Origin of the sequence: Dyella sp. 2RAB6, from assembly GCF_052115385.1 — a bacterium.
Classification (GTDB): domain Bacteria; phylum Pseudomonadota; class Gammaproteobacteria; order Xanthomonadales; family Rhodanobacteraceae; genus Dyella_D.
In genome coordinates, this window is record NZ_JBFRGP010000001.1 from 108,282 (window position 1) to 121,694 (window position 13,413).

A 13,413-nucleotide genomic window follows, 5' to 3' on the forward strand; every position below is an offset into this window, starting at 1 on the left:
GCACGCCGGCATGTATCTGCCCCGTTCGTTCCAGGAAACGCGCGAGCCTGCCTTGCAGGCCTTGCTGCGCGACTATCCGTTCGCCACGGTGGTCACCACCGGCGCCACCGGCCTGGCCGCCAACCACCTGCCGCTGGAGCTGGTCGACGGCCGGCTGCACGGCCATGTGGCGCGCGGCAACGAACTAGCCAAGGCGGATGGTGCGCAGGTGCTGGCGATCTTCCAGGGGCCGGACGCCTACGTCAGCCCCAACTGGTACCCGAGCAAGCACGAGACCGGCCGCGAAGTGCCCACCTGGAACTACGCCGTGGTGCACGTGCATGGCCGCCTGCGCGTGATCGAGGACAAGAGCTGGCTGCGCGCGCTGCTCGAACGCCTCACCAACCGCCACGAGGCAGGGCAGGCCAAACCCTGGCAGGTCGACGATGCGCCGGCCGATCACATCGAGAAAATGCTCGGTGCGATCAGCGGCCTGGAGATCGCCATCGAGCGCATCGAAGGCAAGTTCAAGCTCAGCCAGAACCATCCCGCCCGCAACCGCGCCGGCGTGGTCGACGGCCTGCGCGCACGCGCGCAGCGCCACGACGGCGACCTCGCCGCATTGATGATCGCCACTCAGGAGCCCGCCGATGGCGCATGAACACCACTACCCGGTCGAAGTCGTATGGACCGGCAACCGCGGCGACGGCACGCGCAGCTATCAAGGCTATGGCCGCGAGCACGAGATCCGCGTCGAAGGCCGCCCGGTCATCGCCGGCTCCTCCGACGCCGCGTTCCGCGGCGACGCCAGCAAACACAACCCGGAAGACCTGCTGGTCGCCTCGCTCAGTGCCTGCCACATGCTGTGGTACCTGCACCTGGCCGCCGATGCGGGCATCGTGGTCACGCACTACGTGGACCGCGCCGAAGGCAAGCTCGTGGTCGACGCCAACGGCGGCCGCTTCAGCGAAGTGGTGCTGCATCCGGAAGTGACCATCGCCGCCGGCGACGCGGCCAGGGCCGCGGCGCTGCACGAAGACGCGCACCACGCCTGCTTCATCGCCAACTCCATGAATTTCCCCGTGCGCTGCGCACCGCGCATCGTCGTTTCCGCCTGACGTTCCTTTCCACCCAGGATTTCCGAAAGCCATGAGCAAAGACATCGTCCTCGCCTTCTCCGGCGGCCTCGACACCAGCTTCTGCGTGCCCTACCTGAAGGAGCGCGGCTGGAACGTGCACACCGTGTTCGCCGACACCGGCGGCGTGGACGCCGAGGAGCGCGCCTATATCGAGGCCCGAGCCAAGGAGCTGGGCGTGGCCAGCCACGTCACCGTCGACGGCGGTCCGGCGATCTGGAACGGCTTCGTCAAGCCGTTCGTGTGGGCGGGCGAGGGCTACCAGGGCCAGTACCCGCTGCTGGTGTCCGACCGTTACCTGATCGTCGACGCCGCCATCCAGCGTTGCGCCGAACTGGGCACGCGCGCCATCGCGCACGGCTGCACCGGCATGGGCAACGACCAGGTGCGTTTCGACCTCGCCGTGAAGGCGCTGGGCGAGTACGAGATCGTGGCGCCGATCCGCGAGATCCAGAAGGAACACACCCAGACCCGCGCCTACGAGCAGGCCTACCTGGAGCAACTCGGCTTCCCCGTGCGCGCCAAGCAGAAGAGCTACACCATCAACGAGAACCTGCTGGGCGTGACCTTGTCGGGCGGCGAGATCGACCTGTGGAAGGCGCCGGGCGAAGGCGCCCGCGGCTGGTGCAAGCCGCGCGCCGAATGGCCGTCCGAAACGCTCAGCGTCACGCTCGGCTTCGAGCACGGCGAAGCCGTGTCGCTCAACGGCGAAAAGCTGCCGGGCGCGAAGATCCTGGCCAGGCTCAACGAGCTGTTCGCGCCCTACGGCGTGGGCCGCGGCATGTACACCGGCGACACCACCATCGGCCTGAAGGGCCGCATCGTGTATGAAGCGCCGGGCCTGATCTCGCTGCTCGCCGCGCACCGCGCGCTGGAAGAAGCCGTGCTGACCAAGCAGCAGAATCGCTTCAAGCCCGAGATCGCACGCAAGTGGGTGGAAGTGGTGTACGAAGGCTTCTTCCACGACCCGGTCAAGACCGACCTCGAAGCCTTCCTCGCCTCCAGCCAGCAGCAGGTCAACGGCGAAGTGGTGCTGGAAACCTCGGGCGCCCAGGTCACCGCGGTGGAAGTGCGCTCGGCGCATATCCTCAACGCCAAGGGCGCGACCTATGCGCAGTCGGCCGACTGGGGTGTGGCCGAGGCCGAAGGCTTCATCAAGCTGTTCGGCATGAGCAGCACGCTGTGGGCCGAAGTGAACCGCAAGGGCTGAATGCGATGAGCGAGGCCTTGCGCATCAGCACGGACAAGAGCGAGCTGGATCTCGCCCTGATCCACGACTTCCTTGCCACCGGCTCCAGCTGGGCGCAGGGCATTTCGGCGGATACGGTGCGCAAGTCCATCGAGCATTCGCTGTGCTTCGGCGGCTATCTCGGCCAGGGCCAGGTGGCGTTCGCGCGGGTCATTTCCGACTTCGCCACTTTCGCCAACCTGGTCGACGTATTCGTCCTGCCCACGCATCGCGGGCAGGGCTACAGCAAGGCGCTGGTCGAGGCGGTGCTGGCGCATCCCGAACTGCAGGGGCTGCGCCGCTTCACCCTGGCCACCTTCGATGCGCACGAGCTCTACGCACGCTACGGTTTCACCCCTCCGCACAAGCCGGACACGCTGATGGAAATCTATCAACCGGGCATTTACCAACGCGCCCGACGATGACCACCCCGGAATAACAGACACAAGACGGATTTCATGAGCCACCTACTCGACGACACTCTCCGGCATCTCCGGGCCCTGGTCAGCTACGACACGCGCAATCCGCCGCGCGAGATCGGCACCGGCGGCATCTTCGACTACCTGCGCGAACAGCTCGCCGGGTTCGAAGTGACCGTCACCGATTTCGGCGCCGGCGCCGTGAATCTCTATGCCGTGCGCGGCAAGCCGAAATACCTGTTCAACGTGCATCTGGACACGGTGCCGGATTCGCCGCACTGGAGCGCCGACCCGCACCTGCTGCGCGTGGAAGGCGACCGCGCCATCGGCCTGGGCGCCTGCGATATCAAGGGCGCCGCCGCGGCACTGGTGGCGGTGGCCAATGCCACCCAGGGCGACATGGCGCTGCTGCTGTCCACCGACGAGGAAGCGAACGACGCGCGCTGCATCGATGGCTTCCTCAAGGACCACCCCGTGTACGAAGCGGTGATCGTCGCCGAACCGACCAAGGGCGAAGCCGTGCTGGCGCACCGTGGCATCCACTCGGTGCAGATGCGCTTCACCGGCAAGGCCGGCCATGCCTCGGGCGAGCAGAAGCCGTCCGACAGCGCGGTGCACCAGGCGGTGCGCTGGGGCACCGCCGCGCTGGCCTACGTGGAGAAGCAGGCGCACGAGCGCTTCGGCGGGCTGACCGGCCTGCGCTTCAACATCGGCAAGGTCGAGGGCGGCATCAAGGCCAATGTGATCGCGCCCACTGCCGACGTGCGCTTCGGCTTCCGCCCGCTGCCGTCGATGGACGCGGACCGGATGCTGGAAACCTTCCGCACCCTGGTCGAACCGCAGCCGGTGGAATTCGGCGAAACCTTCCGCGGCGATTCGCTGCCGGCCGGCGACACCGCCACCGCGGAAACGCGCCGCCTGGCCGCGCGCGACCTGGCCGACGAACTGGGCATCCCGGTCGGCAATGCCGTGAACTTCTGGACCGAAGCAGCGCTGTTCTCCGCCGCCGGCTACACCTCCTTCGTCTACGGCCCTGGCGATATCGCCCAGGCGCACGCCGCCGACGAATGGGTGGCGCTGGACCAGCTCGACCATTACGCACAAACCATCTACCGGATCGTTGACCGTGGAAGCGCATAAGCACACTCGCAAGACCATTGTCCGGCTGCTGTCGAGCATGGGCAGCGCCAAGGAAATCCAGCAGTACCTCAAGCGTTTCTCGCAGCTCGACGCCAAGCGCTTCGCCGTGGTGAAAGTCGGCGGTGCGGTGCTGCGCGACGACCTGCCGGCGCTCACTTCCTCGCTGACCTTCCTGCAGCAGGTGGGCCTGACGCCCATCGTGCTGCACGGCGCCGGCCCGCAGCTGGACGAGGAGCTGGCCGCTGCTGGCATCGAGAAGCAGACCGTCAACGGCCTGCGCGTCACCTCGCCCAAGGCGCTGGCGATCGTGCGCAAGGTGTTCCAGGCGCAGAACCTGCGCCTGGTCGAGGCGCTGCAGGGCATGGATACGCGCGCCACTTCGGTGCCGTCCGGTGTGTTCACCTCCGACTACCTGGACCAGGACGTCTACGGCCTGGTCGGCAAGGTCAGCAGCATCAATCTCGCCCCGATCGAAGCCAGCCTGCGCGCCGGTTCGATCCCGGTGATCGCCAGCCTGGGCGAGACCGAGGAAGGGCAGATCCTCAATATAAACGCCGACTTCGCCGCCAACGAACTGGTGCGCGTGCTGCAGCCGTACAAGATCGTGTTCCTCACCGGCACCGGCGGCCTGCTGGACGACAAGGGCTGCATCATCGACTCGATCAACCTCAGCACCGAGTACGAGCATCTGATGGCGCAGCCGTGGATCAACGGCGGCATGCGGGTGAAGATCGAACAGATCGCCGACCTGCTCTCCAGCCTGCCGCTGACCTCGTCGGTGTCGATCACCCAGCCGTCGGAGCTGGCCAAGGAGCTGTTCACCCACAAGGGTTCCGGCACCCTGGTGCGCCGCGGCGAGAAAGTGCTGCGCTACGCCTCGTGGGAGGGCATCGACCTGGAGCGCATGCGCGAACTGATCGAATCCAGCTTCGGCCGCCAGGTGGTGGCGGATTACTTCACCCGCACCACGCCGTATCGCATCTACGTCAGCGAGAACTACCGCGCGGCGATGATCCTCACCGAGGAAGAAGGGCTGGCGTATCTGGACAAGTTCGCCGTGCTCGACGACGCCCAGGGCGAAGGCCTCGGTCGCGCGGTGTGGCAGGTGATGCGCGAGGAGAACCCGCGGCTGTTCTGGCGTTCGCGCCATGGCAACCAGGTCAATATCTTCTACTACGCCGAGTCCGACGGCTGCTTCAAGCAGGAGCGCTGGAAGGTGTTCTGGTACGGCCTGAAGGATTTCGCCGAGATCGAACGCTGCGTGGCGCATTGCGCCATCCGTCCTGCCACCCTGGTGGACTGAGAGCTCATGAGCACTGACAAGAAAACCATCGGCATCGTCGGCGCGCGCGGCCATACCGGCGCCGAGCTGATCCGCCTGATCGCCGCGCATCCGGCGCTGCAGCTGAGCTTCGTCTCCTCGCGCGAACTCGATGGCCAGCGCGTGGCCGAGCAGGTCGAGGGCTACACGGGCGAGTTGCGCTACGCCAATCTCGACCCGGCCGCCGTCGCCGCGCAAGGTGCCGACGTGGTGGTGCTGGCCCTGCCCAATGGCAAGGCCGCGCCGTATGTCGAGGCGATCGATGCGGCGAAGCCCGATACGCTGATCCTGGATCTCTCGGCCGATTACCGCTTCGACGAGCGCTGGTATTACGGCCTGCCGGAGTTGACCCGCAATAAGTGGCGGGGCGAGAAGCGCATCAGCAATCCCGGCTGCTACGCCACCGCGATCCAGCTTTCCGTCGCACCGCTGAAGGACCTGCTGGCGGCGCCGCCGGTGAGCTTCGGCGTGTCGGGCTATTCCGGCGCGGGCACTACGCCCTCGGACAAAAACGACCCGGAAAAGCTGCGCGACAACCTGATGCCGTATGCGCTCACCGGCCATACGCACGAGCAGGAAGCCAGTCGCCATCTGGGCTTGCCGGTGGAATTCATGCCGCACGTGGCGCCGCATTTCCGCGGCCTCACCGTCACCACCAATCTGTACCTGGTGCGGCCGATGAAGCGCGAGGAAATCCTGCAGCGCTTCCGCCATGCCTACGAGGGCGAGAAGCTGGTGAAGGTGGTGGACGAGGCGCCGTGGGTGAGCCGGATCGCGCACAAGCACCATGCGGACGTCGGCGGTTTCGCCGTGTCGGTGGACGGCAAGCGCGTGGTGATCGTGGCCACCCTCGACAACCTGCTCAAGGGCGCCGCCACCCAGGCGATCCAGAACATCAATCGCGCGATCGGCGTGGACGAATACACGTCCATTCCGCTTGAAGGCTGACCCGAGTTTTCCAGGACTTCCCCCATGACCCAACCCCTGTGGCAGAAATCCGGCATCCAGATCGACGCGCGCATCATGCGTTTCCTCGCCGGCGACGATGTGGTGCTGGACCGCGAGTTCTTCCTGCATGACATCACCGCCAGCAAGGCGCACGTGGAAGGCCTCGCCAACATCGGCGTGGTCAGCGCCGACGAGGCCGCCGCGCTGAAGCGCGAGCTGGATGTGTTGGCCGAGGACTTCCGCGCCGGCAGCTTCGTGCTCGACGAGCGCTACGAAGACGGCCACTCCGCCATCGAAGCGCGCCTTACCGAGCGCCTCGGCGACGCCGGCCGCCGCGTGCATACCGGGCGCAGCCGCAACGACCAGATCCTGGTCGCCACGCGGCTGTGGTTGAAGGACCAACTGGCGGCGCTGGAGCTCCATTGCCATGCGATCGCCGAGGTGTGCCTTGAGCGCGCTGCGCAGCCGGCCCTGCCGCTGCCGGGTTACACGCATATCCAGCGCGCCGTCGTTTCGTCCACCGCGATGTGGTTCGCCGGCTTCGCCGAGGCCTTCATCGACAATACCTTGCGCGCCCGCCAGACCCTCGCGCTGATCGACTGCAATCCGCTGGGCACCGCCGCCGGCTATGGCGTCAACCTGAAGCTGGACCGCGAGCACACCACGCGCGCGCTCGGCTTCGCGCGCATGCAGATCTCGCCGATCTACGCACAGCTGTCGCGCGGCAAGTTCGAGATGGCCGTACTGGAGGCGATCGCCTCCGCGGTGCTGGACGTGCGCCGCCTGGCCTGGGACCTGTCGCTGTTCACCACGGCGGAATTCGGCTTCGTCAAGCTGCCGTCCGAATACACCACCGGCAGCTCGATCATGCCGAACAAGCGCAACCCCGACGTGGTGGAACTGCTGCGCGCCAGCTACGCCAGCGTGGCCGCCGCGCGCACCGAGATCGAACAACTGCTGTCGCTGCCTTCGGGCTACCAGCGCGACCTGCAGTTCTCCAAGGGCTCGCTGTTCCATGGCTGCCGCCATGGCCTGGCTGCGCTGGAACTGGTGCCGGACCTGCTGGCGCGGATGGCATGGCACGAGCCGGCCATGCGCGCGGCGATCGAGCCGGCGATGTATGCCACCGACGTGGCGATCGAGCAGGCCGCCGCCGGCGTGCCGTTCCGCGACGCCTATCGTGCCGCCGCCGATGCCGCGGCCTCGGCCGGCGAAGGACGCACGCCCGAGGACAGCCTGGCCGCGCGCGTGTCGCCCGGTGCGGGTAACGACCTGCGGCTGGACGAGCTGAAGGCGCGGCTTGCCGCGCTCGATCACGACGCACTCGATAACGACACGCTCGATAACTGAGGGCCATTGCAATGAAAGCCGTCAGCACTGCCAATGCACCGCATTACACCTGGGGCCAGCAGTGCGACGGCTGGCATCTGTTGCAAGGCTTCGACCTCAGCGTGATCGAGGAACGCATGCCGCCCGGCGCTGTCGAGGAACGCCACCGCCACGTGCGTTCGCGCCAGTTCTTCTATGTGCTGGAGGGCGAGGCCGTGCTGGAGCTGGAAGGCGTGGCGCATCGCCTCGCCGCGCGCGAAGGGCTGCACGTGCCGCCGGGCGCCGCACATCAGATGCGCAACGAAACCGGCGGCGAACTGCGCTTTATCGTGGTGTCTTCACCGAAGAGCCACGGCGACCGGGAGACGGTCGATGGCTGAGCGCTTGCCAGCGCAGGCGTTGCCGTCGTGGCGGCGCGCCGTGCTGAAGGTCGGCAGCAACCTGCTGGCGGCCGACGGCGGCGGCCTCACACCGCGTCATGCGCGTGCCATCGCCACCTTTATCGGCGACAGCCATGCGCAGGGGCGGCAGGTGGTGCTGGTGTCTTCCGGCGCGGTCGCCGCCGGCCGCGCGCTGCTGCGCGAACGGGCGATGCCGGGCGACGATCTGGCCGCGCGCCAGGCGCTGGCTGCACTGGGCCAGGCGCCGATGATCGCACTGTGGCAAGCGCTGTCGCCGCGCCCGGTGGCGCAGGTGCTGCTCACCCATGACGATCTGCGCCACCGCCGCCGCTACCTCAATGCGCGCGCGACCTTGCGCGAACTGCTGCTGCTCGACGTGCTGCCGGTGGTCAACGAGAACGACACGGTGGCGGTGGATGAGCTCAAGCTCGGCGACAACGACAATCTCGCCGCCATCGTCGCCGCGCTGGTGGACGCCGACCTGTTGCTGATCGCCTCGGATATCGACGCGCTGTACGACGCCGACCCGCGCCGCGTGGCTGCCGCCGCAGCGGTGCCGCACGTGCCCCTGCTCACGCCGGAAGTGATGGCGATGGCCGGCGGCAGCGGCAGCGCGGTCGGCACCGGCGGCATGCATACCAAGCTGGAGGCCGCGGTAAAGGCCGGCGCGGCCGGTGTGCCCACCGTGCTGTTCGATGGCCGCAACACGGACACCGTGGCGGCGCTTGCCGCCGGCCAATTGCACGGCACCTTGTTCGACGCGCCGCGCAGCCGCATGCAGGCGCGCAAGTACTGGCTGCGCCATGCACCCGCGGCGCCCGGCAGCATCCTGGTCGATGACGGCGCGGCGCGCGCACTGGCCGGCGGCCGTGCGTCGCTGCTGCCCGGCGGCATCGTCAACGCCGATGGCGAGTTCCATCGCGGCGATATGGTGGAGATCGTCGACGTCACCCGGCGCCCCGTGGCGCGCGGCCTGTGCCAATACGGCGCGGCCGAAGTGCGCCGCCTCGCCGGCAAGCACAGCAGCGCGATCGACGCGGTGCTCGGCTACAGCTACGGCGCGGAAATCGTGCATCGGGACGATCTGGTCGTCCTGGCGGAGATCTTTTCATGAGCGAGATGCGAACCCAGGCGCTGGCCTGCCGCGATGCGGCGCTGGCCATGGCGGAACTGAGCACCGAGGCCAAGCGCGCGCTGCTGCGCGCGATGGCCGATGCGCTGCATGCCGGCACCGGCGAGGTGCTCGCGGCGAATGCGCGCGACATGGCCGCGGCGCAGGAGAAAGGCGTGCAGGGCGCCATGCTCGATCGGCTGCGGCTGGACGAGGCGCGCGTCGCGGTTATCGTCGCCGCCTTGCGCGAAGTGGCGGAGCTGCCCGACCCGGTCGGCGTGGTCACGCGTCGCGAAACGCGGCCCAACGGGCTCGAGGTCGAACGCGTGCGCGTGCCGCTTGGTGTGATCGCGATGATCTACGAGGCGCGTCCGAACGTCACCGCCGATGCGGCTGCGCTGTGCCTGATGGCCGGCAACGGCGTGATCCTGCGCGGCGGTTCCGAAGCGGTGCATTCCAATACGGCCATCGCCGATGTGCTGCGCCGGGCCCTGGCCGCGCATGGCGTGCCCGCGGCGGCGCTGACCCTGGTCAGCGATCTGCGCCGCGAAACCATGGTCGAACTGCTGCAGCTCACCGACATCGTCGACCTGGCCATTCCGCGCGGCGGCGAAGGCCTGATCCGTTTCGTCGCCGAGCATGCGCGCGTGCCGGTGATCAAGCATTACAAGGGCGTCTGCCATCTGTACGTGGACCGCGCCGCCGATCGGGCGCTGGCGCTGGATCTGCTGGTGGATGGCAAGGCCTCGCGCCCCGGCGTGTGCAATGCGCTGGAGACCTTGCTGGTGCACCAGGACATCGCCACCGAGTTCCTGCCGCGTGCGGCCGAGGTGCTGGGCCGGCGCAAGGTGGAACTGCGCGGCTGCGAGCGCAGCCGGGCGCTGGTGCCGGCGATGCAGCCGGCGGACGAGGCGGATTACGCCGCCGAATATCTGGACCTGATCATCGCGGTGCGCATCGTCGACGACCTGGATGCTGCGCTGGCGCATATCCATCGCTACAGCTCCGACCATACCGAGGTGATCGCCACCGGCGATGACGAAGCGGCCCGCCGCTTCGTGCGCGGCATCCGCTCGGCGGTGGTGATGGTCAACGCCTCCTCGCGCTTCAGCGACGGCGGCGAGCTGGGGCTGGGCGCGGAGATCGGCATTTCCACCACGCGGCTGCATGCGTATGGGCCGATGGGCGCGGAGGCGCTGACGGTGGAGCGCTTCGTGGTGCGTGGGGGGGGGCAGGTGCGGCATCCCGAGAGCCGATCGTGAATACCCATGCGACGTAGGTTGGGGTGAGCCGCAGGCGAACCCCAACATGGCCACCACCAAGCGTCTCGCAACGTTGGGGTTCGCCTGCCGGCTTACCCCAACCTACGCGGGTTCAGGCGAGGCGGTGCGCCCAGTCGCGCACCGCTTCCACCAACGCCACGCAATCCTCAAACCGGTTGTACAGCGGCGTCGGCGCCATCCGGATCACGTCCGGCTCGCGCCAATCGCCGACCACGCCGTGATCCATCAAATACTGGAACAGGGCCCGTCCACGCTCCCGCCCACCCAGCACGCGAATCGACAACTGCGAGCCACGGCGCGACGGCTCGCGCGGCGTCACCGATTCCAGCACATCTTCCAGCTGGGTCTGCACCAGCCACTCCAGGTAGCCGGTCAGGTGCAGCGCCTTTTCGCGCAACTGCGCCATGCCGGCGCGCTGGAAGATCTGCAGCGATACGCGCAACGGCGCCAGCGACAGAATCGGTGGATTGGAAATCTGCCAGCCGTCCGCACCGGGCATCGGCACGAATTCCGGACCCATGCGGAAACGCGACTGCTTGTCGTGCCCCCACCAGCCGGCGAAACGCGGCAGATGCTCGGTGTTGGCGTGGCGCTCGTGCACGAAGGCGCCGGCCACCGCGCCGGGGCCGGCGTTGAGGTATTTGTAACTGCACCACACGGCGAAGTCGGCGCCGCTGTCGTGCAGTTGCAATGGCAGGTTGCCCACGGCGTGGGCGAGATCGAAGCCGACTGCGCAGCCCTGCGCATGCGCCAGCCGGACGATCGCCTGCAGGTCGAACGCCTGCCCGGTGCGGTATTGCACGCCCGGCAGCAGCACCAGGGCGATGCGTTCGCCGTGTTCGGCCAGCGCGCGTTCGATCGCCGCCATCGACAGCGTGCCGTCCGCTTCGTCCGGTTGCAGTTCGATCAGCGACAGCGCGGGGCTGAAACCATGGAAGCGGATCTGCGATTCCACCGCATAGCGGTCGGTGGGGAAGGCGCCGGCTTCGATCAGGATCGCGTGGCGCTCCAGGGTGGGGCGGTAGAAGCTCACCATCATCAGGTGCAGGTTCACGCCCAGCGTATTCATCGCCACCACTTCGGACGGCAGGGCGCCGACCAGGGCGGCCAGGTCGTCGCGCACGAACTCGTGGTAGTCCAGCCACGGCAGGCGCACCTTGAAATGGCCTTCCACCGCCAGCGCGCCCCAGTCGTCCAGCTCGGCATTCAGCGCCTCGCGCACCGCGCGCGGCTGCAGGCCCAGCGAATTGCCGCAGAAATAGTGGCTGTCGCGGCCCTCGTGCGGCGGGATCAGGAACTCGTCGCGGAACGCGCGCAGCGGATCGGCGGCGTCCTGGGCGCGGGCCCATGCAAGGGTGGCTTCATAGGCGGTCGACATCGAATTCTCGTCCCACGCGGAAACAGCGCTGAAGCTTAGGCCATGCACGCGGGCAAAGAAAAAGCCCGGGTGCTTGGCCCGGGCTTCGGAGGCTCGCCGCGCTTACTTCAGGCGGTCGGCGATGGCGTCGCAGCCCTTGTCGAAGGCGGCCTTCCAGGCGGCGCCGGCCTGGCTCTGCGCCGGGCGGGCGCAGCGCAGCTGGATGGCGTGGCCTTCGCGGAACCAATAGCGCTCCACGTAGCTGAACTGGGCGCCGTTCTCCTGCGCGGTGTAGGTGCTGGCGTTCGGCGCGGGGCTGCCGCCGGGCTGGTAGCCAGTCAGGCCCTTGGCCTTGGCGGTGGCGGCGTTGACGTAGCCCTGGAAGGAGCCCACGTCCGGCACCTGCTTCACCGTGATGGTGACGCGGGCCAGGGCGGTGCTGCCGGTGGGCGAGGTGTCGGGCACCTGGAACACGCGCAGTTCCGGGTCGCCCTGGGTCTCCATGATGCCCAGCCAGTTGTCGGGCGTGCTGAAGTGCACGGTGCCGTGGGCCATCTCCACCTCGCCCGCGTGGGCGGCGCCGGCCAGCAGCAGGGCGCTGGCCAGGAGGGTGTTGCGCAGGAAACTCATGCCGGGTGTGCTCTCGAAAGTCAGTCGGGTGCGAAACGGTAGAGGGGCAGGCCCAGCCATTCCAGGGCCGTGCCGTGGAACAGGCGCGCTCGCGCCGCCTCGTCCAGTCCCAGGGCCTCGATGCCGCTGCCCGGGTGCTGCTCCCCCAGCGGGAAAGGATAATCCGTGCCGAGCATCACGCGCTCGACGCCGGTCACATCCAGCAGATAGCGCAGCGCCTGGGGATCGTGCACGCAGGAGTCGAAATACAGCCGCTGCAGGTACTCGCGCGGGTTGCGCGGATTGTCGGTGGCGACCAGGTCCGGGCGCATGCGGAAGCCGTGCTCGATGCGCCCGATGGTCGACGGGAAGCTGCCGCCGCCATGGGCCAGCATCACGCGCAGCCGCGGCAGCCGCTCCAGCACGCCGCCGAAGACCAGGCAGCAGGCCGCGCGCGACTGCTCGGCCGGCATGCCGACCAGCCAGGGCAGCCAGTACTTGGGCATGCTGGCCGCGCCCATCATGTCCCAGGGGTGGACCATCACCGCCGCGCCCAGGTCGGCGGCGGCCTCGAAGAACGGGAATAGCTCCGGCGCGTCCAGGTTCCAGTCGTTGCAGTGCGAGCCCACCTGCACCCCGTGCAGGCCGAGTTCGTCGATGCAGCGCTCCAGTTCGCGGATGGCCAGGTCCGGCGACTGCAGCGGCACGGTGGCGATGCCGGCGTAATGGCGCGGGTAGTCGCGGCACAGGCCGGCGACGTTGTCGTTGAGGTGGCGATGCAGTTCCAGCGCCTGGTAGCCCGGAGCCCAGTAGGAGAACAGCACCGGCACGGTGGAAACGACCTGGACCGACACGCCGAAGCGCGCGTAGTCGTCGATGCGGTGCTGCGGGTCGAACGCGGATTCCCACACTTCGCGGAAGAATTTCCCGTCCTTGTAGATGCGGTGCTTCCCGTCGTGATGGGTCATCACCGGGAAACGGAGGTCGTCGAACTTGGCCGCAAGATTCGGCCAGTCGCGGGGCAGGACGTGCGCGTGGGTGTCGATCTTCAGCATGTCGGCGAGTGTAGGCGCTTGGGGTGACGCTGCCTTGTCGCGGCGCGGCAAATTCGCACGGCGCAGGTTGGGGTGGGCCGCAGGCTAACCCCAACAT

Annotated in this window: 14 protein-coding genes; 11 read left to right on the top strand and 3 right to left on the bottom strand. The window is 68.1% G+C overall.

The window, feature by feature from the left end; genetic code table 11:
- Positions 1 to 10: 10 nt before the first annotated feature.
- Genes AB4083_RS00535 through AB4083_RS00585 form a run of 11 tightly spaced genes read left to right on the top strand, consistent with a single transcriptional unit; the run spans position 11 to position 10,274 of the window.
- Positions 11 to 640, top strand: coding sequence for an FMN-binding negative transcriptional regulator (locus AB4083_RS00535; protein WP_441605797.1), 630 nt, complete (start codon positions 11 to 13; stop codon positions 638 to 640).
- A complete protein-coding gene (locus AB4083_RS00540) occupies positions 630 to 1,097 on the top strand; it encodes an OsmC family protein (protein ID WP_441605798.1) in 468 nt (155 codons plus the stop codon). The genes AB4083_RS00535 and AB4083_RS00540 overlap by 11 nt, the downstream gene beginning before the upstream one ends.
- Positions 1,098 to 1,128: 31 nt before the next feature.
- Complete coding sequence (locus AB4083_RS00545; protein WP_441605799.1) at positions 1,129 to 2,325, top strand: argininosuccinate synthase; 1,197 nt, start codon at positions 1,129 to 1,131, stop codon at positions 2,323 to 2,325.
- Between the two features lie 5 nt (positions 2,326 to 2,330).
- Complete coding sequence (locus AB4083_RS00550) at positions 2,331 to 2,768, top strand: GNAT family N-acetyltransferase (protein ID WP_441605800.1); 438 nt, start codon at positions 2,331 to 2,333, stop codon at positions 2,766 to 2,768.
- A gap of 33 nt (positions 2,769 to 2,801) precedes the next feature.
- Positions 2,802 to 3,902, top strand: coding sequence for an acetylornithine deacetylase (locus tag AB4083_RS00555; protein WP_441605801.1), 1,101 nt, complete (start codon positions 2,802 to 2,804; stop codon positions 3,900 to 3,902).
- Positions 3,903 to 3,939: 37 nt separating this feature from the next.
- Positions 3,940 to 5,205 carry an acetylglutamate kinase gene (locus AB4083_RS00560; protein ID WP_441606458.1) on the top strand — a complete coding sequence of 422 codons (1,266 nt, stop codon included), beginning with the start codon at positions 3,940 to 3,942 and terminating at the stop codon, positions 5,203 to 5,205.
- Between the two features lie 6 nt (positions 5,206 to 5,211).
- Positions 5,212 to 6,171 carry an N-acetyl-gamma-glutamyl-phosphate reductase gene (gene argC, locus AB4083_RS00565; protein ID WP_441605802.1) on the top strand — a complete coding sequence of 320 codons (960 nt, stop codon included), beginning with the start codon at positions 5,212 to 5,214 and terminating at the stop codon, positions 6,169 to 6,171.
- A 24-nt stretch (positions 6,172 to 6,195) separates the two neighbouring features.
- Positions 6,196 to 7,521, top strand: a complete 1,326-nt coding sequence (argH, locus tag AB4083_RS00570) for an argininosuccinate lyase (RefSeq protein WP_441605803.1) — start codon at positions 6,196 to 6,198, stop codon at positions 7,519 to 7,521.
- An 11-nt stretch (positions 7,522 to 7,532) separates the two neighbouring features.
- Positions 7,533 to 7,880, top strand: a complete 348-nt coding sequence (locus tag AB4083_RS00575; protein ID WP_441605804.1) for a cupin domain-containing protein — start codon at positions 7,533 to 7,535, stop codon at positions 7,878 to 7,880.
- Complete coding sequence (gene proB / locus AB4083_RS00580) at positions 7,873 to 9,015, top strand: glutamate 5-kinase (protein WP_441605805.1); 1,143 nt, start codon at positions 7,873 to 7,875, stop codon at positions 9,013 to 9,015. Before AB4083_RS00575 ends, proB begins: the two co-directional genes overlap by 8 nt.
- On the top strand, positions 9,012 to 10,274 hold the full coding sequence (locus AB4083_RS00585; protein ID WP_441605806.1) for a glutamate-5-semialdehyde dehydrogenase: 1,263 nt from the start codon (positions 9,012 to 9,014) through the stop codon (positions 10,272 to 10,274). The genes proB and AB4083_RS00585 overlap by 4 nt, the downstream gene beginning before the upstream one ends.
- 112 nt (positions 10,275 to 10,386) lie before the next feature.
- On the opposite strand, the gene kynU is transcribed toward AB4083_RS00585, so the two are convergent.
- The 3 genes from kynU to AB4083_RS00600 form a co-directional block, all read right to left on the bottom strand.
- The gene (kynU, locus tag AB4083_RS00590) at positions 10,387 to 11,673 is read right to left on the bottom strand and encodes a kynureninase (RefSeq protein ID WP_441605807.1); all 1,287 of its coding nucleotides are present in this window, start codon (positions 11,671 to 11,673) and stop codon (positions 10,387 to 10,389) included.
- 102 nt (positions 11,674 to 11,775) lie between these two features.
- On the bottom strand, positions 11,776 to 12,282 hold the full coding sequence (locus AB4083_RS00595) for a hypothetical protein (protein WP_441605808.1): 507 nt from the start codon (positions 12,280 to 12,282) through the stop codon (positions 11,776 to 11,778).
- Between the two features lie 20 nt (positions 12,283 to 12,302).
- The gene (locus tag AB4083_RS00600) at positions 12,303 to 13,316 is read right to left on the bottom strand and encodes an amidohydrolase family protein (protein ID WP_441605809.1); all 1,014 of its coding nucleotides are present in this window, start codon (positions 13,314 to 13,316) and stop codon (positions 12,303 to 12,305) included.
- Positions 13,317 to 13,413: the final 97 nt, after the last annotated feature.

What these genes read in the sequence shown, in the direction of transcription:
- AB4083_RS00535 (WP_441605797.1), top strand. Translation starts at nt 11, where the DNA reads ATGTATCTGCCCCGTTCGTTCCAGGAAACGCGCGAGCCTGCCTTGCAG.
- AB4083_RS00540 (WP_441605798.1), top strand. Translation starts at nt 630, where the DNA reads ATGGCGCATGAACACCACTACCCGGTCGAAGTCGTATGGACCGGCAAC.
- AB4083_RS00545 (WP_441605799.1), top strand. Translation starts at nt 1,129, where the DNA reads ATGAGCAAAGACATCGTCCTCGCCTTCTCCGGCGGCCTCGACACCAGC.
- AB4083_RS00550 (WP_441605800.1), top strand. Translation starts at nt 2,331, where the DNA reads ATGAGCGAGGCCTTGCGCATCAGCACGGACAAGAGCGAGCTGGATCTC.
- AB4083_RS00555 (WP_441605801.1), top strand. Translation starts at nt 2,802, where the DNA reads ATGAGCCACCTACTCGACGACACTCTCCGGCATCTCCGGGCCCTGGTC.
- AB4083_RS00560 (WP_441606458.1), top strand. Translation starts at nt 3,940, where the DNA reads ATGGGCAGCGCCAAGGAAATCCAGCAGTACCTCAAGCGTTTCTCGCAG.
- argC (WP_441605802.1), top strand. Translation starts at nt 5,212, where the DNA reads ATGAGCACTGACAAGAAAACCATCGGCATCGTCGGCGCGCGCGGCCAT.
- argH (WP_441605803.1), top strand. Translation starts at nt 6,196, where the DNA reads ATGACCCAACCCCTGTGGCAGAAATCCGGCATCCAGATCGACGCGCGC.
- AB4083_RS00575 (WP_441605804.1), top strand. Translation starts at nt 7,533, where the DNA reads ATGAAAGCCGTCAGCACTGCCAATGCACCGCATTACACCTGGGGCCAG.
- proB (WP_441605805.1), top strand. Translation starts at nt 7,873, where the DNA reads ATGGCTGAGCGCTTGCCAGCGCAGGCGTTGCCGTCGTGGCGGCGCGCC.
- AB4083_RS00585 (WP_441605806.1), top strand. Translation starts at nt 9,012, where the DNA reads ATGAGCGAGATGCGAACCCAGGCGCTGGCCTGCCGCGATGCGGCGCTG.
- kynU (WP_441605807.1), bottom strand. Translation starts at nt 11,673, where the DNA reads ATGTCGACCGCCTATGAAGCCACCCTTGCATGGGCCCGCGCCCAGGAC.
- AB4083_RS00595 (WP_441605808.1), bottom strand. Translation starts at nt 12,282, where the DNA reads ATGAGTTTCCTGCGCAACACCCTCCTGGCCAGCGCCCTGCTGCTGGCC.
- AB4083_RS00600 (WP_441605809.1), bottom strand. Translation starts at nt 13,316, where the DNA reads ATGCTGAAGATCGACACCCACGCGCACGTCCTGCCCCGCGACTGGCCG.